The following is a 23,708-nucleotide window of genomic DNA, read 5'->3' on the forward strand; positions in this document are numbered from 1 at the left end:
AACGCGGGAGCTCAAAAGCACGATATGCGCCCCTCACCGCGCGAAGCGAAAAGCGCGCGAAGTAAATATGGCCCAGCGGCCCGGGTGTGGTGGTCCCGATCGGGACCACCACACCCGGGCCGCTACTGCGAGTTTTGATGTGGCTACCGCTCGTTTAGCTTTGCCGGTAGCTGCTGCCTATTATTCGCCGGTTGTTGCGGCCGTTTTTTCGGCCGCGCGGACGAAACCGAAATAGAAATAGGTGGCTACTACGAGCGCGCCGCCCACAATATTGCCGAGGAGCACCGGGATCCAGTTATTGATCACGATCGCAGAAATATCGAAATCTGCGAACTGTTCCGCTGTTATGCCGGCTTTTTGTACGGCCGCGGATTCCCAGAACTTAGCTCCCCCGAATTCCTTGATCATCCATCCGAGCGGAAGCAAGAACATATTCGCAATCGAATGTTCAAAACCGGAAGACGCGAATAGCGGGATGGGGCCCAAGCAGGCCAGAATTTTATCCGTCGTCGTACGCCCGGACTGGGCAATGTAGACGGCCAGGCACACCATGATATTGGCGAGCATGGCCAGTAGGAACGCCCGCGGGAAGGAATAGTGTATTTTTCCGTATGCGGTTTCAAGGGCGACTCTGCCCCATTCTCCCCCATTTGCCAGGTATTGCCCGGAAGCGAAGACGATCACGGCAAGTAGCAAAGCTCCAAGCAGGTTGCCGGAAAGTGAAGTTCCCCAGTGGGCGAGCCAGCGGCGCGGTGTTATTTTGCGCGAGTAGAGCGGCATCACCGTCATGGTGGTGGAGGTGAAAAGGTCGGCGCCGGTCAGAATTATTACGACGAGGCCGACGGTAAATGCCATACCGCCCAAAATTTTTGCGGGACCGACCGGAAAATCGGCCATCCCCTGTTGGCTAGTAACGTAGAAAATGTATCCGACGCCCACCAGAAAACCGCCGGCGATTGCCAAGTAGAATGCTTTGGCTGGAGGCCTTTGCGTTTTAAGATATGCGGCTTGGGCGTTTTCCACGGCTAGTTCTGCCGCGGCCGGGACAGTTGCATGTGTAGAGGCCACTGTTCCTCCTCTTTGAGTGTTTAATGCGTACAGCATATATGGCGTTTCCGCACCCGCACGCCGCCGCGCCGGAATTTAATGTTAACAACACCTGGGACTTTACGCCTATGACCTGCGGAAATGGTGCTGGCTGGCGGGCCGGGATGGGGTTTTTACGGCGTTACCGAAAATGTGGGCGGCAGGGCCGAAGAAGATTTCATGCTGCCACCAGCCGATTCGAGGGCGTTCACACGAACCGCGGAATTGGTACAGATTTGGTAGAAATGAGCATAAATGTGGGGCGCCACGGCGGTGACGCCCCACATTTGTGTGCACTAATTAGAACTAGTACACGCAGTATTTATTTTTTAGTTATGCACACTGGCAAACCAGTAGCGAACCGCTGGCCGACATACCGCTAACCAGCAGCGAACCGCTAACCAGCAGCGAACCGCTGCCGAATCAGTAACGATCCGCTGGCGAACTAGCGGTGTACCTGAGGCACACAGGTAGCGAAGAGTTTAGGCCTCTTCGGTAGCGGAATCGCCAACGCGCACGCGCTTGAAGCCGGTCACCTTACCGCCGTGTTCGGCGATAACCTGCTTGACGGACTTCTTCGGTTCGCGCGCCCAGCCCTGTTCGAGCAGTACAACCTGCTTGTAGAAGCCGTGCATGCGGCCTTCTACGATCTTCGGCACGGCCTTTTCGGGCTTGCCTTCGGCGATCGTGGTTTCGGTGGCGATACGCTTTTCGGTTTCCACAACGTCTGCCGGTACGTCCTCAATGTTGAGGTACTTCGGATTCAGCGCCGCGATGTGTACGGCCACGTCATGCGCGATGTCACGGCCAGCTTCATCGGTAGCAACTAGAACGCCTACCTGCGGCGGCAGATCCGGGTCAGTGCGGTGCATGTAAGCATCCACAACTTCGCCTTCTAGCACTTCCAGGTTGGAAACTTCGAGCTTTTCGCCAATAACCGCAATTTCTTCGGTCACGCGATCTGCCACGGTACCTTCGGCCAGCTTGGCGGCCAGCAGTTCTTCCACCGTCGTTGCCTTGCTATCAATCGCAACTTCGAGGATTTCTTCTGCCATCTTAATGAAGCGATCGGTCTTGGCCACGAAGTCAGTTTCCGAGTTCACTTCAATGAGCACGCCCCGCTGGCCTGCTTCGGTATCAATAACCTTGGACGTAACCAGGCCGTTGGCCGCAGTCCGGCCTTCGCGCTTAGCCGCGGCCTTCGCACCGTGAATACGCAGGATCTCTTCCGCTTTCGCGGCATCGCCCTGTGCTTCGTCGAGCGCCTTCTTAACATCCATCATGCCTACGCCCGTCTTGTCACGGAGCGCCTTGACATCGGCGGCTGTGTAGTTAGCCATTTTTCTCCTCAGCCCTTAAGTTCGTTTTCTTAGTTGGCAGCTTCGGCCGGGGCCGCAGCTTCAGTTTCCGTAGCGGCAGGCTTAGCTTCCGCAGCGGGCGCCGGGGTTTCGGCAGCTTCCGCAGCCGCAGCTTCCGCAGCCTCAGCTTCTGCAGCCTCAGCCTGCTCCTTTTCTGCATCTTCAGTTGCACCCGCGGCCAAAACTTCGCGTTCCCATTCCGGCATTGCATCTTCGGCCTTGCCACGGTTGCGGGCCAATAGGCCTTCCGCCACCGCATCGCCGATCACGCGCGTCAGGAGCTGTACCGCACCGATAGCGTCGTCGTTACCGGGAATCGGGTAAGCCACGTCATCCGGATCGCAGTTCGTATCCAGAATGGCAACCACCGGAATATTAAGCTTCTGTGCTTCCGCAACCGCCAGGTGTTCCTTATTGGTGTCAACAATCCACACCGCAGAAGGCAGCTTGGTCATATCGCGCAGACCACCCAGGGTTTTCTCCAGCTTGTCCTTCTCCCGCGAAAGCATGAGCAGTTCCTTCTTCGTCAAGCCGCTGCCCGCGGTGTCTTCGAAGTCCATCTGCTCCAGTTCCTTCAAGCGCTGAATACGCTTAGAAACCGTCTGGAAATTGGTGAGCATACCGCCCAGCCAGCGTTCGTTCACATACGGCATTCCGGTACGTTCTGCCTGCTCACGAATCGCTTCCTGCGCCTGCTTCTTGGTGCCCACGAAAAGAATGTTGCCGCCATGCGCTACGGTTTCCTTTACGAAATCGTAGGTGCGGTCAATATCGGCAAGCGTCTTCCGCAGATCGATAATGTAGATAGAGTTACGATCCGTCAGAATGTAGCGCTTCATCTTCGGGTTCCAGCGACGAGTCTGGTGTCCGAAATGCACGCCAGCTTCAAGCAGCTGGCTCATAGTTACGACGGCCATGTGGCGGTCCTCCTCAGGCGCGCCTACGCGCGCGATTAATCGGTTCTTGTGCGCGGCGGGATTGCCGGCGCACCCTGGCACTTCCAGCATGCGGTTCCCAAAGCATCTCAATTACTTGTTTATCTGCCCCAGGACCGATCCGCATGCGCTATCGGGAAGCACGCGTATTTTCAGCGCGGGTAGACCCACGCCGGTTGCCTATCTTACCGGAGAAGATGGCACTTTCTCGAGTGTTCTACACGGTTTGGCGTGCGCTATGCGCCACTTCTAGCTCGCCGTGTTTTGCGTAGCAGGTTTTCGCTTGCTGTATTTTGCGTAGCAAGTTTTCCCTTGCCATGTTTTCGCGGGCGCTGTGGTTACCCATGTTTCCCGGCGTCTTGCCGGGTTTTATCGGGTTTTATCGGGTTTTATCGGGTTTTATCGGGTTTTATCGGGTTTTGTTGAGTTTTGTTGGGATTTGCATTCTCGGGTTTTGTTGGGCTTTGCATTCTCCGGCGCGGTTTTTTCATTTCCGTGCCGGGCACGTTTCCACAGTTGTGTACGCGTTGCGGTAATCCACCAGTTTCGTGCCGACGACGCCGCCCACCTGCCACTTGCGGCCATGCTGTTTCTATGTGGTACCGCTTTTATAGTTTTCTGATTTGCGCCGTATTAATCGCTCTGCCGGCGCCGCCCGCGGCTGCGCTTTCAGCTGCTCCCCTGGAACCATTTATGGCCGCGCCGGTGCAGTCCCTACCGGATGCACCGCCACGCGCCCTACCGGCTGCACTGCCCCTGGCTTTGCGAGGAGCGCCACTTGGCCATTTTCCGGCGCCACCGGGATACAATCCCCCAAGATTCTTCGGGCCGTTCCTGCCCGGCATGGAAAACGAATCTTCAGGCCGCCGGTTTATTTCTCCCAGCGGTGAAGAACCGATTATCACACGCGGATTCAACGCTCCCGATCCGAATTGGTTGCCCGGCCATCGCGGGGTGGATATGGCTTTTGTGCTTGACCAGCCGGTATTAGCAGCCGGTAGCGGCACGGTTATTTATGCCGGGATGCTAGTTGATCGCATGGTTATTTCAATTGAACATCCCAATGGGATTCGCACTTCTTATGAACCAGTAGAACCGCGCGTGAAACGCGGCCAGAGAGTAACGGCTGGGGAAGTAATTGGGTGGGCGCAGGCCGGGCATAGTGACAAGGTGCCGGAAGGTTTTGTGGCTGTCCATTGGGGCGCCCGGCGCGGTTCGGTTTACCTGGACCCGCTGTCTTTATTACGGCGCCGCGAAATCCGCCTCTACTAACTGCTAACTGTCCGCCTCTACTAACTGCTAACTGCGCAGACGGTACTACCAGCGCTGTCGGTACGAGCAACGCCGTAGATACATTGGGGCACATAGCTGCGGCGACACAGTCGCTACCAACGGATGCGTGCAACAATGCGGAATGTGCCGCGTTTTCGCCATGCGGAATGCGCCGCAAGCTAGGCGCGCGGATGGGCTTGTTCGAATGCGGCCCGCAAACGTTCGGCCGAAATATGGGTGTAGCGCTGGGTGGTTTGCAGGGAGCTATGCCCGAGGATTTCTTGCACCGTGCGCAGATCTGAGCCGCCTTCCAAGAGATGAGTGGCCGCGGAATGGCGTAAGCCGTGCGGGCTAATATCGGGTACGCCGGCTTGGGCGGCCAAGCGGTGCACCACCTCGCGCACAGCCCGCTGATTAATCCGCCCGCCGCGAGCGCCCAAGAAAAGAGCCGTGGTTGGTTTGTTTACGAGCTCCGGGCGTACTTGAATGTATTTATCCAGGGCGCGCATTGCCGGCACTCCGCAGGGTACTATCCGCTCTTTGTCGCCCTTTCCGATCACGCGAATCGTTCCCCGCGCCCCAATTTGGTTCACATCCAAAGCACACAGTTCAGCTACGCGGATACCGGTGGCATATAAAACTTCGGCCATCGCCCAGTCTCGGATGAGTAACGGCTCCCCCGTATCCGCTTTTTCCTTGGCGGTATCTAATAGTTGCGCGGCTTGTTCTTCAGTCAAAACTCGCGGGATTTCATTCGCAACTCGCGGAGATTTGAGCCGCGCCCCCGCGTTCACTTCGGTATATCCGGCCCGGTACAGCCAGGACGTAAAACTTCGCACCGAAGCTGACTGGCGAGCTAAGGAAGCCAGCGCGTGCCCCTCGCGGGTGCTGGCCAGCCACGACCGCACATCCCCCAAGGTTAGGTTTTCCAAGTCGAGGGTTTCGCTTGGATCTTGCCCGGCAAGTTCGGCCAAATATTGCAAAAATTCACGAGCTTCGCGGGTATATGCCTTCACCGTGTGCGGCGAAAAACCCCGCCGCAAGGAAAGGTCACGTTTATATTCTTCGAGAATCTGCGCCACCGTACCAGCCATGCTTCAACCATAGCTCGCACCGGTTCTGCTTAGGCTATTAGTTTGCGTTCCGCGCACTGGCTTCGCGCGCGGTTTGAGTGAGCCGCCAGCCAGCAGCTTTCCGTTCGGCAATGCCCGCCAGTTCTAAACGGCCCAATCCCCGCATAGTTTCGGCAATTCCCAGCCCGGCTGTGGCCGCGATTCGTTCCGTACTTGCCGCCCGCACTGCTGGCAAGGCATCGCGAATACGCACGGCTAGCGGATCACCGGCCAAAGGGTCTGATTTTGCCAAGCCCGGACTAATATCCAAAGCCAATTGGGAATGCGAGCCGGGAGAAACGGCGTCGTTGCCCAACAATTCGAGGGCATCTTCCGCGCTGCGAATACAAATCGCCCCTTCGCGTAATAGCCGCAAACACCCTAAAGCGTGCGGCACGTCCACCGCATTTGGAACCGCACCGACGGGGCGGCCTTGCGTAAGAGCGTGGCGGGCGGTGGAAATCGCGCCAGATCTATAGGGCGCTTCCACGACGACGACGCCTGCCGAAACCCCGGCAATAATACGGTTTCGGGAAAGGAATCGGTGCCGGTGTGGGGCCGCGCCAGGCGGGGATTCAGAGATTATCAGGCCGCCGGTGCGGCGAATCTCCGCGAAAAGTTCCGCATTGGCACGTGGATATATCCGATCCGCTCCACTGGCAAACACTACGATGGCTTTCCCGCCGCCTTGCAAAACACCACGATGAGCCGCGGCGTCGATCCCGAGAGCTCCACCGGAAACTACCGGAATGCCGTGCCGGGCTACTTCGAACCCAAACTCGGTGGCCAGCCGTGTGCCATAAGCACTCGCTGCGCGCGAACCGACAAGTGCCAAACTGGGCTGGTGCAGTAAAGAAATATCGCCGCTGTACCACAGACCGAGCGGTGGTACGGCCTGCAAGGATGTAAAAGCAGCGTCTAAAAGCTGGCGCGGATAACCCGGACCGTTCCAACGCACGAAACCCAAACCGTTCACCCGGGCATTGTTCAAGTCTTGTGCGAAAGCAGCGTCGTCTAGCCGCGGCGTCCAGCGTTGTAAACCTTTTCTGATTGGCTCCGGAAGAGCGCGAGTGGAATGCGGATTGCGCACAAAATCTAAGGCGAGGGCGAATCCCATTTCCTGTACCAAGGCCATCGCGGCATAATCTTCACCTTCGGCCAGGCGCGTCCAGGCCATGGCGGCGCGTTGCTCGGCAGCTTCGTCGGTAGCTTTGGCGGTCGCTTCGTCGGTAGCTTCGCTGGCAGCATTTATTTGTTGCGGGTGGCGAGGAGACGCCGTTGCAGCACCCGGTGTGGCGGCGGTCTGGTTGTAGATAGCACCCGGTGTGGCGGCAGGCTGGTTTTCGGGGTCATCTGGGCGCGAGTACGTATCGTGCATGCGCTTTTATCCTTTCGGAGCTCGAGGTTTCATATTGTTGTAAGACTCGTGGTGGCCGGCCTTAATGACTCGTAGCAGCCGGCCGTAATAAGACTGCCGGCATTCGAGACATACGAAATCAGCTGGCTGGCCTTCAAGATCAGTTCGGAAAAACATCAGTGCGCCAAGAGAGCTGTGCGGATAAGCCCGGCAACTCGTGTATCGGTGTACCGGCTGACGGTAGCCGTGGGTTTAGCTGGCGGTTATGCAGTAGCGGTGGGTTTAGCTGGCGGTTATGCCGTGGCGGTGGGCTTAGCTGGCGGTTATGCCGTGGCGGTGGGCTTAGCTGGCGGTTATGCCGTGGCGGCGCATGGCGTAGCTTTCGGCAAAATCATCCAGTTCCGGATGCTTGCGGCCGGCCAGGTCTGCAATGGACCAGGCCACTCGCATTATTTTGTCCAGAGCGCGCATACTCATTTCACCGCGGGTAAGTAGTTGTTCGAACTGGTTTTGTACCGTATCGGGCAGATGCGTGTGTTGCCGTATCCACGAACCGGGCGCCCGCGCATTCGTAGCCCACGCACAGTTTCGGTAACGGCGTTCTTGCCGCGCCCGAGCTTGGGCTACTCTTTGTGCAATCGGCGCACTGGCTTCCGCGCTGGCCATGGCCAGCGCCGCCCGGCTCGGCCTGCGCATCACAATATTGATATCGAAGCGGTCCAGAATCGGCCCACCTACTCGGTTCCAATACCGGATCCGCTCCCGGACCGGGCAAGAACATTGCGCCGGGCTATCAATATATTTGCCACAGCGGCACGGGTTAGCCGCCCCAATCAGTTGGAACAGGGCTGGGAAACGCAAAGCGCCACGAGCCCGAAAAACCTGGACTTCCCCAGTTTCCATGGGCTGGCGTAGAGCTTGCAGAGCGTTACCCCGAAACTCTGGAAGTTCATCCAAAAACAGCAGGCCGTGATGGGCGCGGGAGGCTGCTCCCGGCCGCGGCCGATTACCGCCACCTACTAAAGCCGCCGCGGTAGCAGTGTGATGCGGAGCCGCGAAGGGCGGGGTGTGGGAAAGGGTGCCCGAAAATTCTCCGAGCACGCTCGCAATTGCCCCTACCTCTACCGCCGCGGCCCGCGATAGGGGCGGCAAAATCCCGGGTAAGCGTTGTGCCAACATGGATTTGCCAATCCCGGGTGCTCCGGTGAGCAAAGCATGATGGCCGCCCGCCGCCGCTATTTCGACCGCCCGGCGCGCTTCTTCTTGCCCCAATACGTCTTGCATATCGGGTACCGATTCCGCCGCCGTTGTTTTTGTTTCCATTACCGGTGCGGGCGGTACCGGCAGAGCGTCAACTTCTAACAGGTGTGCGATCTGGCTGAAATGCCACAGTTCTTGTACCGCCAGACCGGCCAGGGCAGCTTCCTGGCCGCACCCGTGAGGCACAAACGCGGTATGGAAACCTTGGCGGGCAGCTTCTAGCGCTGCCGGTAATACCCCGCGTACCTGCCGTACCGAACCGTCTAAGCCTAGTTCGCCAATAAAAACCGCGTTGGCGGGTAGTTCGCGGCCGCTGGCAGCGGCCATAATCGCTCCGGCGATTGCCACGTCGAAACCGGTACCAACTTTCGGCAGGTCCGCTGGGGAAAGATTGACGGTGATCCGGGTGCGGGGAAAACCTAAACCGGTGGCCGCAAAAGCGGCTTTAATCCGCTCCCGGGATTCAGAAACTGCGGTATCGCCTAAGCCGACAACAGTGAAACTTGGTATTCCTGCCAGGCTTGCCGCTTCTACCCGGACGATTGCTCCCGCCACCCCGTTGATGGCTACTGCGTGCGCTACTTTCACCCGCATTAGATATTCCTCAGGTGATACAGAGCCTGGCAAGTTTTATGGCCCGCTTCCACGCCAATAAAATCTAGACGCAGATTCGCATGTGGTTGCGGATGTGCGGCCAACCATTCATATAACAAAGCGCGCAAACGTTGCCGTTTTTGTGTGGTCAATGACAATAGAGCAGGAACCTGATTAGCTCCGCGCCGCGTTTTGACTTCCACCCCGATTAGTTCTCTGGCCTGTGCGTCCCTGCATACCAGGTCGAGTTCGCCGGTGCGATGCGGGGAACACCAATTTTGGGCAAGTATTTCTAGCCCGGCACTTGTTTCCAGATATCGGCGGGCAATATTTTCACCCCAGGCTCCTATTTCTTGGCGGCTGGGCCGGGCTGGGAGTTCCGGTAATTCCAAATCGGGCCCGGGCCTAATAAACGTACTCTTCGTGGTCATGGCGCCATTGTGGCCAAACCCGAGCGCGGCGCGGCAACGGCGTCGTTCGCCTGTGAATATCAGGTACGCCAAGCACACTGTGGAAACCTGCGCGGTTAGCACAAAAAAATCAGGGGGCTCAGACCAGTGAACCCGCGTGCTCAGACCTGTAAACCCGCGCGATTAGAACATAAACACGTGTAGCACAGTAAACCCGCGTGCTCAGACCAGTAACCCAGGAAACTCGGCCCAGAGTAGGTGCAGAAAATAAGCGCCTGCGCCAGATATTGGCGCGGCGCCCGCGGAACGCAGTGCGGTTACTGACCGCACAACTCAGCGTGGTTACTGGCCGATGCTTGGGCTGCCGAAATCGGGGCCCAAATCGAGCTCTCGGGTGATATCGGTTTGGTTGAGTTCTTCGATATTTACGTCTTTAAAAGTAACTACTCGCACTCCGCGAATAAACCGGGAGGAACGGTACAGGTCCCATACCCACGCGTCCGTCAAAGTGACTTCGAAGAAGACGTCGCCGGCACGTGAAGCTCGCACTTTCACGTCTACATCATTGGCCAGGTAGAACCGGCGTTCGGTTTCTACCACGTACCGGAAAATCTTAATTACATCGCGATACTCGCGGAATAATGCAAGTTCGCACTCTGCTTCATAACCGTCAATTTCGCTCATGCTGGTTCCTCCTCACACCAGGCAAATGCCAGGACACACGGTGCTGGGGGCTCACCCCGAGCGAGCTTAGCGCAGCGCCGTGACCGGCGCTCCCATACCCCTTATTACTCGCCCAATCGTAGCCGGGATATTGCTCCGCCAGTGCGACCATTACGTGATCACGCTCAACTTTTGCCACAATGCTCGCCGCGGCCACTACCGCGCAGTCCGCGTCTGCCTTCCGAACCGTGCGTACCGGAATGGCAGGAAGTATGGGGCCTATTTCGAGCAGTGCGTCTGGCTCTGTTGTCCACCAATTATGTGTGCCGTCTAGCAAAACCGCATCGGGCGTGTAGCCGCGCGCGGCGAGTTTGGCTAACGCATCCGCCGCGGCCGCCCGTAAGGCCCCAATAATTCCTAAGCTATCTACCGTTGCCGCACTCGCATACCCGACTTCCACCGCAAGCGGCCAGGCCCGCACCGCACTATAGAGGCCTTCGCGTGCCTTTTCGCTCAACATTTTTGAATCGCGCAGGCCGGGCGGAAAAGTATCGGGCACAGTTTCGTCCACGAGGGCAATTCCTACGCACACCGGCCCAGCAATCGCACCGCGGCCTACCTCATCAACGCCGGCCAAAATAGGACCGCGCGCTTTGCTACCAGCCGGGTTTGTGTTTGCCTGGGTTTGAGTGCCATCCGAGTTCGCTCTTACCCGGGTTTGAACGCTAGGCGGGTTTACCGTTGCCGCTGTGTGCGTGCCGGTGGCGGCAAGCTCGGCGAGCATCTCCTTTTCCAAAGTTCTAGTGGGATCGTGCCGGTTAGCCGATTTACGGTGCTTTTGGGTACCGTGCCGGCTAGCGGATTTACGAGGAGTGGTAGCGCCGCGCCCGTTGTTGGAGCTACGGCGAGTGGCGTGGCCGCGCTGGCTGTTAGCGCCGCGGCGACCAGTGGGGCCGTTACTGACCGCCAACCGCAACCCCTCCCGGATCCGGCACGTTTGCGAACGCCGCGGTGTTATCTGTTATCTTCCCGACCCGATCAAAGGGGTAGAAGATTATAAAGGCACGGCCCGCCACGTTATCTACCGGCACGAAACCATTCCCGGTTTCCCGCTGGTGCCAACGCGAATCCTTCGAATTCGAACGGTTATCTCCCATGAGCCACAGGTTGCCGCGCGGAACGGTCACATCGAATGCTTCCAGCGAAGGCGAAATTCCGGGAGCTAAATAAGGCTCGTCAATAGGCACGCCGTTCACGGAAATTCGTCCTTCCGCGGTACAGCATTCCACGTGGTCCCCGCCCTTACCTATCACGCGTTTGACCAAATAGTGGCCGGTATCTGCGGGAAGAATGCCGACCCCTTGCAAGATTTTTTGGCCTACTTCCGCCACCGGGTTCTTCTGTTCGGCCGGTATCGTGAGCCAACCACCCGGGTCTACGAAGACGACGACGTCGCCGCGCCGGATTTCATCCTCCGATTTCACCATGCGGTTAACGAAGAATTTATCTCCCGGTTGCAGCGTAGTCTCCATCGAGCCAGAGGGGACGGAGAAAGCCTGGACAAAGAAGGTTTTAATCACTACGGACACCAAAAGGACGGAGGCTACTACCGCGACGATTTCAAGTAACGTGCGCTGCCAGGATTGAGTTTCTTCCGCATCCTTGCTTTCGGCGTCGTTAACAGTAACGAAACTAGCGCTACCGGTACCTGCCCCGCTACTGGCAACACTACTGGTACCCGAGGCACTACTGGTTACTACCTTTGGTTCGGTTTCGCCCCCTTCCACGTGGGGCGGGCGTGCGGAGCGCGGTGGGAACGAAGGCGGAATGCTTGGTGGCTCTTCCGTTACTTCACCATCTGAAGAGGCAGGTTCTGCACCAGCCGAAGAAGCAAGCTCCGCATCAGCCGACGAAGCATGCTCCGCATCGGCAGAAGCGTCAGGTTCTGCACCAGCCGAAGGGTCAAGGGTGTCTGAGTCTTCCGCAGTTTCTACGCGACGGCGCACAACTTGGTCTTCGCTCATTTCCTCATCTGCTTGTGAGCTCATCGCACTCCCAGTTCCTTCTGGCATTTTCCACATTTCCCTACGATAACTCACTGCGGCACGGCGCGTTTATCGCTGAACGTATGACAAACGCGCTTATCGCTGAAAGTAGAACATTGGGACCCGTCGCAACCGCGACGAGCCCCAATAGACAATACTGCGGCTTGCATGGCCGCGGCGTACTAGCGATCCGCGATACGTTCGCGAATACGAGCCGCCTTACCGTGGCGATCACGCAGATAGTAAAGCTTCGCGCGGCGCACAACACCACGAGAGAGCACTTCGATCGATTCGATCGACGGAGAATGCACGGGGAACTTACGTTCCACGCCAATACCGAAGGAAATCTTCCGAACGTCGAAAGTAGCCCGAATACCGTCACCCTGCCGGGCGATAACAACGCCCTCGAAGGCCTGGGTACGGGTGCGGTTTCCTTCAACAACCTTTACGTTCACGCGAACGGTATCACCGGCACGGAACTCCGGGATGTCATCGCGGAGCTGCCCGGCATCAACAGCATCAAGGGTCTGCATCAGTTTTCACCTTCCGCCACTGCGCGCAGGTCAGCAGCGATATGTACAACGTTTTAGACTCGCGTGCTCTACCCCCTGCGGCGGGCAAACGCACTTACGTGCGAGAAACAACCAAATCATTATGCCACAAGCGCGCGCATAATCCACTTGTCGCCAGTCACATAAAACGAGAGATTCGTCGCGCACGCACCCGTATCACGGTAGCAAATGTACACCAGTTTCGCTCCGCTCATCCCCCGCGGTGACTAATTCCGCGATTAAATACCGCATCCAAAGGGGCTAATTCCGCGATTTCGTACCGCATCCGAAATGGCTAGTTTGCGTGTTGGGCCGGCCGTGGCCCCTAGCCTTTCTAACCGCCTAGTCTTTCTGGCTCCTTTGGTATTACTGCAGCTCCGGTTCTATTCCTCGGATTCCGGCCAGTCCGTGAGAATCGGACGGCCGAATACAAGGTCTTCGTTCAGAATCCCGCCTACTGTAAATCTGCGGTGGGCAAGTTTACGGAACCCAAGTTTGCGGTAGGCCTTGTGTGCACGCCGGTTCTTGCCATTCGTGCCCAGCCACACATACGGAGCTTTATAAGCTGCGAGCCGCGTGCGATACTCCTGCAAAGTTGCCTGCCAGAGCGCGCCGGCCAGCCCCGAAGAGCGCCAGTCCCGATCCACATAGAACTTCGAGAGTTCTACGAGAGGGCCTTCCCGCAAATCCCCAATCTGAGCATCTGGTGCGCCATCTTCCAGCCCGGCCACGCCATTTCCTTCCGGTATCAGACTGAGCGTGTAAGCCACGGGTTCCCCATTCGCGTAGGCGGCGAGAGTAAGCCACGGCGAATCCGGATCCAAATACTCTGCAAAACGCTGCGGGCTCAGATTCTCAGCAATGAACTCCGCGATTGCCACCTCCGTCATTTCGGGTGGGCAAGCATCCGGGAAATTGCGAGCCGCGAGCGCCGCGAGCCGCGAAAAATCATCCGGATGTGGTTCTTCGATTTGCAGACGGCACGGGTGGGCACTGTTTTTGCTCAGATACCAGCCGTGCTGGGAAAGGGCCGCACGGTCTTTTTTATCAAGATCGCTTGCTTGCAGACGAGCGATCATATCCGGGCGGCGCGTAGCCGTTTTGGCAATAGCTTGGTCGCGCCGCAGGCGCGCCACTTTCCCATGATCGCCCGCAAGCAACACTGCTGGCACTTCCAAACCGCGCCAGGCAACCGGCCGAGTGTAATTGTCATATTCGAGCAAACCGGCCCGCCCATGCGATTCCTCTACCAAAGATTCCGGATTGCCAACCATCCCGGGAATCAGCCGGGCCACCGCTTCGATCAGTGCCAGAGCCGCAACTTCCCCACCGTTGAGCACATAATCGCCCAAAGAATACTCAAATACGTGCAGGCCGCGTTGCGCGTAATGCGCGGCTACCCGGGCGTCAATGCCCTCATAGCGGCCGCACGCAAAAATAATATGTGCCGCGTGGGCAAGTTCGCCGCATGCTTCCTGCGTAAGCGGAACCCCGGCCGGCGTCGGAATTGCCAACACGGTGTTTTGTGGAACCGGTGCGGTGGCGTTTTCCGGGGCCGGCGCTAGGGCGCTTTCCGAGAGTGAGGCGGTAGCGTTTTTTACCGCTGCCGCGTTGGCGTTTTCCGGGGCCTCCCCTACCGGGCTAGTTTGGGAACGCCGTGCGAGCAAGTCGTCGATGGCCGCGCCCCACACATCTGGTTTCATTACCATGCCTGCCCCGCCGCCGGCCGGGGTGTCATCTACCGTGCGATGGACATCGTGCGTCCAGTCGCGCAGATTATGGGTCGCGATTTCGAGAAGCCCTTTCTCCTGGGCTTTACCCAAGAGTGAAAGATCGAGGACGGAGAAGAATTCTGGAAATACCGTAAGGACGTCAATATGCATAACTATTTTTCGTGCTCCTCTGCCGGTGACGGAGCGGAAGGGGCCGGAGTTTCGGCGTCGCCATCCACAATAACTAGCTCTTCTTCCGAGAACAGGCCCGGCGGTGGATCCATCACCACACAGTTATCGTCTATATCTACTTCGGTAACGATTTCGCTAACGAAGGGAACGCGCGTGATCCGCCCGTCTTGTTCGCGTACGAGTAACAGGTCTTGGGCCACACCGTGTTCGAGCCCGGCCACAATCCCCAATTCATAGCCTTCCGGGTCCAGTGCTTCCAGCCCGACGAGTTCGTGGGGATACCAGGCGTCATCTTCCGGTTCGTCTTCATCCGATTCGATCACGAGCCGCGTGCCCCGCAATTCTTCCGCGGTATTGCGGTTTTTCACCTCTTCGAACATAACGAAAAGCGAACCTTTGTACTCGCGGGTGCGGGCCACCGTGAGCGGCCCAAATTCCGCCGGATCTGTTTCGAGCTTATTACCGATTCGCAAACGTTTTTCCGGCGCATCGGTACGGACCTCGAGCCGCACCTCGCCCTTCAGGCCCTTCGCGGCGCCAATCACGCCTACCGTCAGCTGCATTACGTCTCCCATTCGTGCCGTTTGTGCGCACTTGTGCCGTTTCTATTATGGCGGTTTATACGGCGCCCGTGGGGCGGCGGAGAGCCGTACCCACTTTTTGCAGAGCGCCCCGGTACTGCCTACCAGCGCCTCATTATCGCATGCCGGAGCCTTGTTCCCGACGACGCCGAACCACCGCAATCTTCATCCCCGTACCGGGTAGGTTACCCCGTCCCGTTCAGATCAACACCATCCCTAGCTAGTTCAACACCACCCTGACTAGCCCATCGCCCTTCCGGCCAGAGCACCGCCGTCCACGGCCAGCTCAACGCGGCCCCGGGTAGATCAACGCACCCGCGGTGGCATGTACAGGAAAGGCCGGCCCACCCTGCGGGGTGGACCGGCCTCACCAGTTAGCCGCTATCTCAACTAGCTCAGTTTGCTGAACTTGCTGAACTAGGCGATATCGGTTTCGATCACATCAACTCGCACGCCACCGCGCCCGGCAAGTGCATTCATTACCGTGCGTAGGGCTTTAGCTGTGCGCCCACCGCGTCCAATAACACGGCCCAGATCATCCGGATTCACGCGAACTTCGAGAAGTTCACCGCGGCGGGTTTCCTTGGAAACAACTTCCACTTCATCCGGCGCATCTACGATTCCCTTAACCAGGTGTTCGAGCGCTTCAACTAGCATTAGTTCTCCTCAGTGGCCGGAGCTGCATCTTCTGCAGAGCCTGCTTCTTCCGCCGCGGCTTCTGCTGCCGCTGCTTCTTCCGCAGCCTTCTTCTCAGCTTCTTCCTTGGCCTTGGCTTCGGCTACGGCAGCGCGATGCTTTTCAGCTTCATCCTGCACTTCCGCCACTGCCGCCTTGCGAGCTTCTTCCTTGTTAACGGTTTCCGGGAACCGCAGCCGGCCTTCCTGGCCATCACGATAGCCCTTGAACTTCTGCCAATCACCGGTAACCTTGAGCTGCGCGCGAACCGGATCCGAAGGCTGTGCGCCCACGCCGAGCCAATACTGGACCCGTTCGGAATCAATAAGAATCGTGGACGGATTGGTGTTCGGATCGTAGTAGCCGATCTCTTCAATCACGCGGCCGTCGCGCTTCTTACGTGCATCGACGACGACAACCCGGTACTGCGCCGCACGGATCTTACCCATGCGCTTCAAACGAATTTTGACTGCCACTTGTGCGGTCATGCCTTTCTGACTTAAGCGGACCCGAAGGGACGTTGGGGGTAACTACGCACACCTTTCGCGCCCATGAACAAAGAAGCATCCCAATTGAGAGGGCTTGAGACCTTCCAAGTACAACCGTTTATTCTGCCAGAAAATCCGGGGTTATAACAGTTCCTATTCTGGTGGAGCGCATCACCGCTGCTAGTTGTTAGCCAGCGGAGTTCCGCACCCCGGTCTTCCGCCGCACTCCTTGCCCGAGATGGCGAAACGGCCGAGTTTCCGGGACAATAGCAAAGTGCAGGACAAGCAACAGGTGCAAGCAGGTGCGAGACGCGCAGCAGACGCAAACGCCAAACTGGTAGGACAGGCGGAACAGGCGGAACAGGCGGAACAGGTGAAACACTCACAAAACACACAGCCAAAGAAGGTCAATCTAATTGCCTACGCGTGGCTGTCGGTAGCAGCCGCAGTCATCACTATTGCTTTGAAAACGGGGGCATATTTTTTGACAGGCTCCGTAGGCCTCCTTTCTGATGCCGCAGAATCGCTGGTCAATTTGGTGGCCGCGGTAATCGCTCTGCTCGCGCTGATTGCCGCCGGGAAGCCGGCTGATACGAGTTATCAGTATGGGCGCACGAAAGCAGAATACTTTTCTTCCGCGGTGGAGGGCGCCATGATTTTCGTGGCCGCAGCGGTGATTATCGTTTCGGCGGTGGATCATCTGCTCCATCCGCAACCGCTTTCAGATCTGGGTTGGGGCATTCTCGTAGTAGCAATCGCCTCGGTACTCAACGGCGCGGTGGGCATTATTTTATTGCGGGCAGGTACAAAACACCGCTCAATTAGTTTGGAAGCGGATGGGAAACATTTGCTCACCGATGTGGCTACCTCCGTCGGCGTCGTGGTTGGGATCGGTTTGGTGGCGGTAACCGGTTGGGAGCAACTCGACCCGATTATTGCGATCCTGGTGGCCGTCAATATTCTGTTTACGGGAACAAAACTCGTGCGTGAATCTTTGGCCGGGCTGATGGATGCTGCGCTCCCTGCTGCCGAAATCGAGAAAATAGTGCAGATCTTGCGTAGCCACGCGCGAAAAAATATCCGTTTCCACGGGCTGCAAACGCGGGTTTCTGGGCGCGATTCATACGCAAACTTGGACATGCTAGTCCCCGGTTCATGGACGGTGTGGGAAGGGCATGAGGCAGCGGAAGATCTTGCCGAAGAATTGCGCGCAGCGGTGCCGGGCCTGCGGGTACTCATTCACGTAGAACCCTTGGAAGATCCGCGCTCCTACGAAGACATTCCCGAAGGTTATGTACCTTTGGGCGGGGTGGTAGATGCGATTCCCGACGTCGTTATCGAAGCTCTCACCGAACCGGAACCTGTTCCAGAACCTGGGGCCGAACGGGGCCCCAAACCGGTATCGGAACCTGTTCCAGAACCTGGGGCCGAACGGGGCCCCAAACCGGTATCGGAACCTGTTCCAGAACCTGGGGTTGCGGGCGAACAAGGCCCAAACGCGAACCAGCTGCCAAACGGGGCCCCGAACCGGAACCGGGGCTAACCCCCTCGCGTCAAGCCTCTCGTGCTAAGCCACGGCCAGCCTGCGCGCCCTCACCGGAAAAGTAAGTGCAACCACGACGCCGGTAGCCAACGCCACTAATTACCGCAGGAAACGCTTCTCCTCGTCTACCGCAGGAAACGCTTCTCCTCGTCTACCGCAGGAAACGCTTCAGCTCGTCCAGGTCGATATCTGGTTGTTCCCCGCCGGTTTGCCCCGCGTTACCGGGCAGGCCGAGCCCGCCCAAACCGGCCGCAAGATTCGCATCTTGTGCACCTGCGCCGAAGGCACTGCCCGCACCCGCACCGCCAAATGCAGACCCGGAAGGGTTAGCCGCCCGGGCTTGTTCACGCCGCTGTGCGGCTGCTGCGGCTTCAGCTTCCTGCCGGGCCCGTTTTGCGGGATTCCCCGAACGGCCCTTCTTGTTTCCAGAACGGCGCTTTTGAGCCCGCTTTTGCCGCCGCGAACCGCCGCCCGCACCGGGCATTCCCGGCATGCCGGGCATACCGCTCGACATTTGCTGCATAACTTTGCGGGCCTGCGTGAACCGTTCGATCAACGAATTAATTTCTTGCACGGTGGTGCCCGAACCAGCGGCAATACGCTGCCGGCGCGAACCGTTGAGGATCTTCGGGTTGGCGCGTTCTGCGGGCGTCATGGATTGGATGATCGCCTCGATACGCACCATGGAAGATTCATCCCATTCGTCCAGCTGCTTCCGGAATTGGCCCATGCCAGGAAGCATGCCGAGCAGCTTCTTCATGGAACCCATGCGCTTGATTTGGTTCATTTGCACCAGGAAATCGTTCAGATCGAATTCCCCGGCGCTCATCTTCGAAGCGAGTTCGGCCTGTTGTTCTTCACTCCAGGTGCGTTCAGCCTGCTCAATAAGGGTGAGCACGTCACCCATATCGAGGATGCGGGAGGCCATGCGGTCGGCATGGAACTGTTCAAAATCGGTGAGTTTTTCACCGGTGGAAGCAAAGAGGATCGGCTGCCCGGTAACGCCGCGGACCGAAAGTGCCGCACCGCCTCGCGTATCGCCGTCGAGCTTGGTAACTACAACGCCGGTAAAGCCCACGCCTTCCTGGAAAGCATTGGCGGTAGCTACGGCATCTTGGCCGACCATGGCGTCAATGACGAAGAAAACTTCGTCCGGGTTCACCGCGTCGCGAATATCTGCCGCCTGCTTCATGAGGACTTCGTCGATACCGAGCCGGCCGGCCGTATCAACAATAACCGCCGCGTATCCCTCACTATCGGCATGGGCAACGCCGCTCCGGGCAACTTCTACCGGATCTCCAACCCCGTTCCCCGGTTCGGGCGCCCACACGTCCACACCCGCACGCTCCCCTACTACCTGGAGCTGTTGGACGGCATTGGGCCGCTGCAAATCGGAAGCCACGAGGAGCGTTTTACGGCCCTGCGCCTGCAACCATTTCCCGAGCTTGCCGGCGAGCGTGGTTTTACCGGCACCTTGTAGCCCGGCGAGCATAATCACCGTGGGCCGGCCTTGGGCGTAATTGAGATCCCTGGCCTGCCCACCCAGCATTTCTACGAGTTCGGCATAGATGATCTTGACGATCTGCTGGGAAGGGTTGAGCGCCTGGGAACGTACCGCTCCCGTAGCCTTTTCCCGGACATTAGCCGTGAACTCACGGACCACCGGCAGGGCCACATCTGCATCCAGGAGGGCGCGGCGGATATCCGTGATGGTCTTATCCACATCCGCCTGGGTGAGAACCCCTTTTTTGCGAATATTCTTGAATGCTCCGGTAATGCGATCGGAAAGAGAATTAAACAAGTCCAGCCTCGGTCAATCAGTTACGTCCATTTACGGTCACATCCCCGCCAGCGCGCGGCCCCGCGGCACGCGGCCTACCAGCACCGCTCCCGGCACCCGGCAAGGATACGAATCTGAGGATAAGTCTACGCGGTCCCGCCCGTCCGCGCCCTCCCGGTGGGAAAACCCTCTTTCTTTCCCAGCTTTTTGTAGGTTTTCCGGCGTGGTCTTGCGGCGCGTTTCTGCCGCAAGGTTTCCCGGCGCGGTTTCGGGGTGGGCCTTCGGGATCGGTCTTCGCAGCGCGGTTTTGGGGCGCGGTTTTGGGGCGCGGTTCCCAGTATGTTCCCCGCCGCGGTCTTGCGGCGGGCACGCGTGCGTTTAGGGCACCAGGAAGCGCATCGCGCCGGGCACAATTCGCACGCGGAATGGCGCTGGGCAGACGGCTTCCCCATCGGCATGGCAGGTGAGCCCACGTGCCCCGGCCACGGTGATTTCTTGCCCGCGGATTACTTTCACTTCGGGGACTTTCGTAAAACCGCCGGTGAACAGACGCGGAATATTTGCGCCCAACCGGATTTTTCCAATCCCGCCCACTACTGTCGTGTTGAGTACGCCGTCGTCGGGCTGCGCACCGACGCCGATCGGGAATCCGCCGCCATAAAAACGGGTGTTGCTGACCGCGCATAAAGTCATCCGCTCGTCATGTACCAGTTCCCCGTCCGCATATATTTGCGCCGGGACGGCCCCGTAGTTAGGCAGTTCGACAAGGAGGGAAATCACGTACCGGAGGGTGCCACGCGGCCAGCTAAACGAATTTGTGCGGGCCACAATGCGCGAATCAAAACCGATACAAGCAATCGTGGCGAACCACTGGCCGGTGCGAGTTCCCGCGGGTAGAGGCTCCACGTAACCAAGATCCAGCGGCTGAGCGTTTCCGGCGGCAATCACCGCGGCGGCGCGGCGCGGATCTTTGCTAATCCGCAAATGCCGCGCGAAATCGTTCCCACTTCCCGCCGGAATAATACCTAACGGCATATCGGTTCCCGCGGTCTCTTGCAAAACAGCGTGCAAAAAACCGTCTCCACCGAAGATGATGAGCGCATCAGTATCGCGGGTACGCAAGCGTTCCCGTACCACCATCTGCGTGACCTGCGAGTTTCCGGTCATCGTTTGGTGGACGGTGACCCCCAGTTTTTCCAGTTCGCGCACGAACTTGCGAAGTTTGCTTGCATACCGGCGTACGGCCGCCGGGCGGTACAGCAAAGTTACGTTTTTGATCTTCATATTCGTCACATAGCTTTAGGGCGGCGCGGGCCGGAACCTACACCTAGTTCCTATGTGCTTTCCGGTGCTCCGTGCCGCCTCGTGCGCTATTTTTCTTCGATGCCGAGCAGGGAATCGACGAAATCTTGCGGATTGAAGGGCGCCAGATCGTCCGCCCCTTCGCCCAGCCCCACCAGTTTCACCGGCACGCCCAGTTCGCGTTGCACAGAAATAACGATGCCGCCCTTCGCGGTACCGTCCATCTTGGTCAGCACAATTCCCGTAATTCCGGTGACTTCCGCGAAAACTCGTGCCTGTTGCATTCCGTTTTGGCCCGTCGTGGCATCCAGCACGAGTAATACTTCGCTGACGGGTGCTGTGCGTTCCATAACGCGCTTGATTTTGCCCAGCTCGTCCATGAGCCCGGCCTTGTTTTGCAGCCGTCCCGCGGTATCAACGAGCACTACGTCAAGCCCTTCCGCATCGGCGCGGTGTACGGCGTCGAACGCTACCGACGCCGGATCGGCACCTTCCTTATCGGAGCGTACGGTTTCCACGCCCACGCGTTCTCCCCAGGTTTGCAACTGGTCAGCCGCGGCGGCACGGAAAGTATCCGCCGCGCCCAGGAGTACAGTTTTTCCTTCGGCGCGCAGCAGACGGGCGAGCTTGCCAACCGTCGTCGTCTTTCCGGTACCGTTCACACCCACCATGAGGAGCGAAGCCGGGTGGACGGCTCCCTCCGCGTCTTCATGCCGGGCCAGGTTGAGTGACCGATCCATATCGGGACCAACGAAACTGAGTAGTTCTTCGCGCAGGATTTGGCGCACTTCTTCTGGGTCGCGAGTGCCGGCCACTTTCACGCGTTGGCGCAGGTTGTCCATGATTTTTTCGGTGGATTCGAGCCCGACGTCCGCCATGAGGAGCGTATCTTCCAGCTCTTCCCAATCGGCGGCGCTTAGATCGCCCCGCGAAATAATCGAGAGGATAGCTTGCCCAAAGCCGCCGGCGCCGGCCAGCCGGGCGCGCAAGCGCTGCATGCGCGAAGGTACCGATTCGGGCTGTTCGATAGCGACCGCGGTAACGGTGGTAGGCGTTTCTTCTGCAGTTTCAGGGGATGCTGTTTCCGTTTCCGCGGTGGTGAGTGCTTCCGCCTGGGTGGCTTGCCGTTCGAGTTCTTCCCGCCGCGCGTTCTTCCGGATCGCAGAAACGAGCAGGGGCACCAGGAGGAGTGCCAAGACGACGGCGATGACAATTGCAATAATGACTGGAGTATCCACCTAGCCAGTTTCGCAGAGCTCACACTGCTTTTCCAGCATTATTGCCCACGCAACTCGTGAATATGAGCAACCGGGCACCCGCCGGGGCAAACTGGTTTTTTAGTGCAAGCTGGTTATTTGGTGCGGCGTGTTAGGCCGTACGCCGGTCAGGGAATTCGATCTTACCGGAGGACGGTTCCCACGCACTGGCTTCGGCCTTGTCGAGCCAGGCCAAAAGGTCTTCCCGGTTCATAGCGGCTTCGCGTTGCGCATCTTCAAGCGAACTCACCGGCCGCGGCTCTTCTACCAATTCCGCGGTTTCTGCCAACACCGAAGCTTCCGCCGGGTTGGAAGTCTCCGCGGGCGCAGCAGCTTCGGCCGGAGCGGAGGTTTCTACCGGGGCCGGTGTTTTTGCCGGCGTGGCAGTTTCCGCTGCGGCGGGAGTTTCGACAAACGTAGCAGTTTCCGCCACCGCGGAAACTGCGGCCGAGGCCGGAGTTTCAGTTGCTGCGGCGGTTTCGCGCAGGCTCGGCCACTGCACTTCGAAACCTTCGCTGCCGATGCCGGTTTCTTCCGTTTCTCGAATCTCGGGAGCTGCTTGCGCCTCTGGGACCGCAGCAGCAACAGTTTCGGGCCTTTCCTCCGGCCTATCTGCTGCAGGCTCCGCCTCCGTAGAGATGGTATTGGAAGCGGTGTTGAAAGTGGCTGGCTCCGGCGTCGTCGTTCCTACCGGCGCGGTGCGAGCCTCACTGTCTGTACGCGTGCGCCGCGCTTCCATCGCCTGCCACCCATCGGCCCAGCGTTCCGCGTAAGGGCGGGCAGCCGGCCGGCGCGGAACCGCAACCGCCGGCATATTAGTAGCGAAATCATAATTCGGGGCGCCGCTACGCGAAACGGTTGGTGTTGGTATGGCCGCTGGAGCGGGCGAAACCGTTTGCTTTGCGGCAGGTAGGTTGTGCGGCGTCGTGCGGTTCTGCGCGAGCACCGTGCGGTTCTGCGCGAGCGCCGTGCGGTTCTGCGTGGGCGACGTGTGCTCCTGCGGGCGCAATGTGTGGTTCTGCACGGGTTTCGTGTGGTTCTGTAAGCCCGGAGAATCCGCCGTTACCTGGTCATTTTGCGGACGTTGCATATTATCCCGCAACCGCTCCGTCCCACCGCGCAACCGTTGCCGTGCCTTACGCGAAACATTCTTCTCTGCCCGCCGGAAGCGATCGAGCTGGTCCTCCACAGCTTCCGCCGAAATATAGGCCTCCGATTCCCGCGGGAACTCTTCAAACATAGAGGCGACGCGCTCATCTTGAGCTTCCACCTTGTATTGGTCAAGGTTGAGCTCATCCGCACGCATTGCTTGCCACGATTCAGACACCCAATCGGTAGGATTCCACCGTCGGGGGCTCAAAGTTATTCCAATAGCGACGACGACTACGCCGACGATCACAGCAAAAACAATGAAGAGAACCAACACGATCTGATTATCTCAAGTGTTTGGCCCGAAATTACGTTATTGCTTCGAGTGTCACCATTGCAGTTTCATAACCTTGGGTTACGTTTGCGTAACTTCTGGCGTTCTGGCAC

21 protein-coding genes are annotated in these 23,708 nt (G+C 58.5%); 2 read left to right on the forward strand and 19 right to left on the reverse strand.

What is annotated here, in order from left to right; all coding sequences use genetic code 11:
• Positions 1 to 180: 180 nt before the first annotated feature.
• The 3 genes from H8274_RS07040 to rpsB all read right to left on the reverse strand — a co-directional run bounded on the left by H8274_RS07040 (position 181) and on the right by rpsB (position 3,361).
• On the reverse strand, positions 181 to 1,068 hold the full coding sequence (locus H8274_RS07040; RefSeq protein WP_244924558.1) for a formate/nitrite transporter family protein: 888 nt from the start codon (positions 1,066 to 1,068) through the stop codon (positions 181 to 183).
• A gap of 500 nt (positions 1,069 to 1,568) precedes the next feature.
• Positions 1,569 to 2,426 carry a translation elongation factor Ts gene (gene tsf, locus H8274_RS07045; RefSeq protein WP_049618757.1) on the reverse strand — a complete coding sequence of 286 codons (858 nt, stop codon included), beginning with the start codon at positions 2,424 to 2,426 and terminating at the stop codon, positions 1,569 to 1,571.
• Positions 2,427 to 2,455: 29 nt separating this feature from the next.
• Complete coding sequence (rpsB, locus tag H8274_RS07050; RefSeq protein WP_185934173.1) at positions 2,456 to 3,361, reverse strand: 30S ribosomal protein S2; 906 nt, start codon at positions 3,359 to 3,361, stop codon at positions 2,456 to 2,458.
• A gap of 861 nt (positions 3,362 to 4,222) precedes the next feature.
• Between rpsB and H8274_RS07055 the strand changes: the two genes are divergently transcribed.
• A complete protein-coding gene (locus tag H8274_RS07055) occupies positions 4,223 to 4,651 on the forward strand; it encodes a M23 family metallopeptidase (protein WP_049618817.1) in 429 nt (142 codons plus the stop codon).
• Between the two features lie 179 nt (positions 4,652 to 4,830).
• On the opposite strand, the gene H8274_RS07060 is transcribed toward H8274_RS07055, so the two are convergent.
• From H8274_RS07060 to rpsP, 12 genes are all read right to left on the reverse strand, one after another.
• Positions 4,831 to 5,745, reverse strand: coding sequence for a tyrosine recombinase XerC (locus tag H8274_RS07060; protein WP_065414625.1), 915 nt, complete (start codon positions 5,743 to 5,745; stop codon positions 4,831 to 4,833).
• 37 nt (positions 5,746 to 5,782) lie between these two features.
• Complete coding sequence (dprA, locus tag H8274_RS07065; protein WP_185934174.1) at positions 5,783 to 7,141, reverse strand: DNA-processing protein DprA; 1,359 nt, start codon at positions 7,139 to 7,141, stop codon at positions 5,783 to 5,785.
• A gap of 321 nt (positions 7,142 to 7,462) precedes the next feature.
• Entirely contained in the window at positions 7,463 to 8,974 is a 1,512-nt protein-coding gene (locus H8274_RS07070) for a YifB family Mg chelatase-like AAA ATPase (RefSeq protein ID WP_185934175.1), read from the reverse strand.
• Positions 8,974 to 9,405: a YraN family protein gene (locus H8274_RS07075; RefSeq protein ID WP_185934176.1), complete on the reverse strand. Its 432-nt coding sequence runs from the start codon at positions 9,403 to 9,405 to the stop codon at positions 8,974 to 8,976. The genes H8274_RS07070 and H8274_RS07075 overlap by 1 nt, the downstream gene beginning before the upstream one ends.
• 321 nt (positions 9,406 to 9,726) lie before the next feature.
• The gene (locus H8274_RS07080) at positions 9,727 to 10,068 is read right to left on the reverse strand and encodes a DUF2469 domain-containing protein (RefSeq protein ID WP_049618763.1); all 342 of its coding nucleotides are present in this window, start codon (positions 10,066 to 10,068) and stop codon (positions 9,727 to 9,729) included.
• Positions 10,055 to 11,017: a ribonuclease HII gene (locus H8274_RS07085; RefSeq protein WP_244924559.1), complete on the reverse strand. Its 963-nt coding sequence runs from the start codon at positions 11,015 to 11,017 to the stop codon at positions 10,055 to 10,057. The genes H8274_RS07080 and H8274_RS07085 overlap by 14 nt, the downstream gene beginning before the upstream one ends.
• Positions 11,004 to 12,095, reverse strand: coding sequence for a signal peptidase I (lepB, locus tag H8274_RS07090; protein WP_244924560.1), 1,092 nt, complete (start codon positions 12,093 to 12,095; stop codon positions 11,004 to 11,006). Before lepB ends, H8274_RS07085 begins: the two co-directional genes overlap by 14 nt.
• Before the next feature lie 179 nt (positions 12,096 to 12,274).
• Positions 12,275 to 12,625 carry a 50S ribosomal protein L19 gene (gene rplS / locus H8274_RS07095; RefSeq protein ID WP_049618764.1) on the reverse strand — a complete coding sequence of 117 codons (351 nt, stop codon included), beginning with the start codon at positions 12,623 to 12,625 and terminating at the stop codon, positions 12,275 to 12,277.
• A gap of 401 nt (positions 12,626 to 13,026) precedes the next feature.
• Entirely contained in the window at positions 13,027 to 14,526 is a 1,500-nt protein-coding gene (trmD, locus tag H8274_RS07100) for a tRNA (guanosine(37)-N1)-methyltransferase TrmD (RefSeq protein ID WP_185934177.1), read from the reverse strand.
• A 2-nt stretch (positions 14,527 to 14,528) separates the two neighbouring features.
• Positions 14,529 to 15,122, reverse strand: coding sequence for a ribosome maturation factor RimM (gene rimM / locus H8274_RS07105; RefSeq protein ID WP_338067699.1), 594 nt, complete (start codon positions 15,120 to 15,122; stop codon positions 14,529 to 14,531).
• A gap of 423 nt (positions 15,123 to 15,545) precedes the next feature.
• Positions 15,546 to 15,785 (reverse strand): RNA-binding protein, encoded by a 240-nt coding sequence (locus H8274_RS07110; protein ID WP_049618767.1) that lies wholly within the window; start codon positions 15,783 to 15,785, stop codon positions 15,546 to 15,548.
• Positions 15,785 to 16,291, reverse strand: coding sequence for a 30S ribosomal protein S16 (rpsP, locus tag H8274_RS07115; RefSeq protein WP_244924561.1), 507 nt, complete (start codon positions 16,289 to 16,291; stop codon positions 15,785 to 15,787). Before rpsP ends, H8274_RS07110 begins: the two co-directional genes overlap by 1 nt.
• A gap of 274 nt (positions 16,292 to 16,565) precedes the next feature.
• On the opposite strand from rpsP, the gene H8274_RS07120 reads away from it, so the two are divergent.
• A complete protein-coding gene (locus tag H8274_RS07120) occupies positions 16,566 to 17,834 on the forward strand; it encodes a cation diffusion facilitator family transporter (protein WP_244924562.1) in 1,269 nt (422 codons plus the stop codon).
• 151 nt (positions 17,835 to 17,985) lie between these two features.
• Here the strand turns inward: H8274_RS07120 and ffh are convergent, their stop codons facing one another.
• The 4 genes from ffh to H8274_RS07140 form a co-directional block, all read right to left on the reverse strand.
• Positions 17,986 to 19,635, reverse strand: coding sequence for a signal recognition particle protein (gene ffh, locus H8274_RS07125; RefSeq protein ID WP_185934178.1), 1,650 nt, complete (start codon positions 19,633 to 19,635; stop codon positions 17,986 to 17,988).
• Positions 19,636 to 19,992: 357 nt separating this feature from the next.
• Positions 19,993 to 20,898, reverse strand: a complete 906-nt coding sequence (locus H8274_RS07130) for a diacylglycerol/lipid kinase family protein (RefSeq protein ID WP_185934179.1) — start codon at positions 20,896 to 20,898, stop codon at positions 19,993 to 19,995.
• An 86-nt stretch (positions 20,899 to 20,984) separates the two neighbouring features.
• Positions 20,985 to 22,154, reverse strand: a complete 1,170-nt coding sequence (gene ftsY / locus H8274_RS07135; protein ID WP_065414632.1) for a signal recognition particle-docking protein FtsY — start codon at positions 22,152 to 22,154, stop codon at positions 20,985 to 20,987.
• A gap of 130 nt (positions 22,155 to 22,284) precedes the next feature.
• Complete coding sequence (locus H8274_RS07140) at positions 22,285 to 23,598, reverse strand: hypothetical protein (RefSeq protein WP_065414633.1); 1,314 nt, start codon at positions 23,596 to 23,598, stop codon at positions 22,285 to 22,287.
• Between the last annotated feature and the right edge of the window lie 110 nt (positions 23,599 to 23,708).

This window comes from Actinobaculum suis (genome assembly GCF_900618115.1).
In the GTDB taxonomy this organism is placed as follows: Bacteria; Actinomycetota; Actinomycetes; order Actinomycetales; family Actinomycetaceae; genus Actinobaculum; species Actinobaculum suis.

Coding starts and splice junctions, on each gene's coding strand:
- H8274_RS07060 (WP_065414625.1), bottom strand. CDS start 5,745: ATGGCTGGTACGGTGGCGCAGATTCTCGAAGAATATAAACGTGACCTT.
- tsf (WP_049618757.1), bottom strand. CDS start 2,426: ATGGCTAACTACACAGCCGCCGATGTCAAGGCGCTCCGTGACAAGACG.
- H8274_RS07070 (WP_185934175.1), bottom strand. CDS start 8,974: ATGCGGGTGAAAGTAGCGCACGCAGTAGCCATCAACGGGGTGGCGGGA.
- H8274_RS07075 (WP_185934176.1), bottom strand. CDS start 9,405: ATGACCACGAAGAGTACGTTTATTAGGCCCGGGCCCGATTTGGAATTA.
- lepB (WP_244924560.1), bottom strand. CDS start 12,095: ATGAGCTCACAAGCAGATGAGGAAATGAGCGAAGACCAAGTTGTGCGC.
- trmD (WP_185934177.1), bottom strand. CDS start 14,526: ATGCATATTGACGTCCTTACGGTATTTCCAGAATTCTTCTCCGTCCTC.
- H8274_RS07055 (WP_049618817.1), top strand. CDS start 4,223: ATGGAAAACGAATCTTCAGGCCGCCGGTTTATTTCTCCCAGCGGTGAA.
- rimM (WP_338067699.1), bottom strand. CDS start 15,122: ATGGGAGACGTAATGCAGCTGACGGTAGGCGTGATTGGCGCCGCGAAG.
- H8274_RS07110 (WP_049618767.1), bottom strand. CDS start 15,785: ATGCTAGTTGAAGCGCTCGAACACCTGGTTAAGGGAATCGTAGATGCG.
- H8274_RS07080 (WP_049618763.1), bottom strand. CDS start 10,068: ATGAGCGAAATTGACGGTTATGAAGCAGAGTGCGAACTTGCATTATTC.
- dprA (WP_185934174.1), bottom strand. CDS start 7,141: ATGCACGATACGTACTCGCGCCCAGATGACCCCGAAAACCAGCCTGCC.
- rpsB (WP_185934173.1), bottom strand. CDS start 3,361: ATGGCCGTCGTAACTATGAGCCAGCTGCTTGAAGCTGGCGTGCATTTC.
- rpsP (WP_244924561.1), bottom strand. CDS start 16,291: ATGACCGCACAAGTGGCAGTCAAAATTCGTTTGAAGCGCATGGGTAAG.
- rplS (WP_049618764.1), bottom strand. CDS start 12,625: ATGCAGACCCTTGATGCTGTTGATGCCGGGCAGCTCCGCGATGACATC.
- H8274_RS07130 (WP_185934179.1), bottom strand. CDS start 20,898: ATGAAGATCAAAAACGTAACTTTGCTGTACCGCCCGGCGGCCGTACGC.